Below are 2,255 nucleotides of genomic sequence, written 5' to 3'. Positions count from 1 at the left end.
TTCTAATAACATACTTATCATCAAACTCGCCAAACCCTCAGACCCCGGAAGAGTTATATAAATCTCACCATAATAATTTACATAATGTTGTCTGCTACCAATAAGACAGTATCGACCTCTTCGTTTGAATAATAATTTCGTGGCTCAATAGCTTCACTTTCGTTTCGGCTCGTTTGCTACCTGTCCTACGCTTAAATCTTGCGTTACCGTTTCGATTCCAAGGACTTGGTACAAGCTACTGGTTAGGTATTACTTGATAAGATTTTCCTACTATATGTTAATAGCTTACTAATGACAACAAAATCACTCTTCCACTGTCAAGAGGAAACATCACGCATTTGCGTGCTGCTTCGCAGCTCGCACCTTAATAATACTTAATCCTATAATTGGACTTGAATTACATACAGCTTTAATCATTTCCACTTTCTCCTAGTTCATCTTTAAAATCTTTTACTGCAATTTCATCAAGACGAAATTCATCTTCTGTGTATTCATTCCACGGTATATTTTTATTCTTAAGCAAGGTCATAAAATCTACAAGATCCATTTCTGCTATTTCAGCTGCACGTGCTAATGATACCGACTTACTTGTAAATAATGCAATTGCTATAGATATTGTTATATTATCATTTAAAGATTTTGAAAGTCCTAAATCTTCTATAAGAGGTATTAAGTCATTAGATAAATTTAAATCAACTTTTACTTTTTCAGAACTCATTTATTTCACACCCTTAATTTAATTAAATCATATGAACCCTTTTATTTATTATTATACCCTATAATATAAATAATTTGAATTGTATATTTATCTATGCACTGCCTGTGTTATTTTAATTGATTTATAGTAGTCCATTTTCCCATCCTGACACCAATCTTTTTTCCTTGCCTCAATCGTTTCGTAATCATTTTATGCTCTTGCCGTGCTAGTAATCCTTGGTATGGCAGCACTTTTTGAGTAAGATACAGCTATAGCAAAATTCTTATCTAACTTTTTAAAAGACCCGTCACTTATAAGTATCCAGAAGTTTGTACCATCATAAGCTATAGCTTTTGCTGCTATAGGAAGAGTTATATTATCCTTCTTAGTTCCAGCTACTTTGTCATAAACATATAAAGTTGTTGAACTATTCTTTAATACTTCTATTTTAGTTCCTTTTATTAGATATTTGCTGTAGGCAATGATATTTTTAAAAGTCATGATGCTCCTCCTCTCTATTAATTTTTTCAATGCAAAAAAGCCTATACCATTACAAGTACAGACTTTAGTCATATAATAAAAATATTGTGTAAAAAACTTACTGTATATTATGCTTATACTACGAATTTAATTTTTCTTTAAATCCTACAAAAAGCAAGCATATCCAACCTAAAAGCAAGCAAAAAATCGTTATAATTAGAAATGTAAAAGCAGTAATAATTAAATTAGGGTCCTCAAAAAAATAATATCTTATTAATAAATTTATGATAATGGAAGCAATACATGCTATGGCAACCGGTATTTTATTCTTACTGACAATCCTCTTTCCACGATGTTTACAAACAAAATGTCGTTCAAATAGATTTTTAGGTTTGTGTTTACAAGAATTTCCCACTATAATCACCCCATTTTACTATTCTGTATTAACTTACATTAATTATATGATACACCGTATTGTTTAATTTTCAAAGAACAATTTTATTTCATTTAATTCGCAAAAATTTCAGAATCCGTTATTATCATGCATCTATAATAACTACAGACTAAAGTACTATTTCGTCACAACTTACTTTATTATAACATGAAGTTTTGCTAATATTCTAAACTTTTTCTATTTAAAAGAAACACTATAATTATAAAGTGGACCCCTTTGTCAAGACAATTTTTTAGTATATTTATAGTTAGGTCAATAAACATGTATTCTAATAAATTATCTAATAATATTTAAGATTACTTTCCTTTAGATATTCTCAACTTGTAGGTAAAGATTATGTCAGGGACTTGCCATCGTAGATGGTGCATCAGCATCCTTGATATCATCTTTATCTACAAGTATTATTTTTAATAGGAAAGTAACCAACTAATTACTGAAATATATTTCAGCTGGGGTTTTATAGTCAAGGCTCTGGTGGGGTCTCTTATAATTATAATATTTTAAATAATTATTGATTCCTGTACGTGCTTCACGAGGGCTTTCATAATCTTGCAGATAAATATTTTCATACTTAAGGCTCCGCCATAATCTTTCAATAAAAATATTATCATATGCACGTCCGCG

At 30.0% G+C, this 2,255-nt stretch carries 3 protein-coding genes; all 3 read right to left on the bottom strand.

The window, feature by feature from the left end; genetic code table 11:
• Positions 1–409: 409 nt before the first annotated feature.
• Positions 410–718 (bottom strand): UPF0175 family protein, encoded by a 309-nt coding sequence (locus WY13_RS14210; RefSeq protein WP_063556277.1) that lies wholly within the window; start codon positions 716–718, stop codon positions 410–412.
• Positions 719–907: 189 nt separating this feature from the next.
• Complete coding sequence (locus tag WY13_RS14205; RefSeq protein ID WP_063556276.1) at positions 908–1,198, bottom strand: hypothetical protein; 291 nt, start codon at positions 1,196–1,198, stop codon at positions 908–910.
• A gap of 859 nt (positions 1,199–2,057) precedes the next feature.
• Positions 2,058–2,255: integrase core domain-containing protein (locus tag WY13_RS14195; protein ID WP_156499056.1), on the bottom strand; the 198-nt coding region annotated here is incomplete at its 5' end.

This window comes from Clostridium ljungdahlii, assembly GCF_001636845.1.
In the GTDB taxonomy this organism is placed as follows: Bacteria; Bacillota; Clostridia; order Clostridiales; family Clostridiaceae; genus Clostridium_B; species Clostridium_B ljungdahlii_A.
Note: the sequence above shows the minus strand (reverse complement) of the source record. Positions and strands in the feature narration are given on the sequence as shown.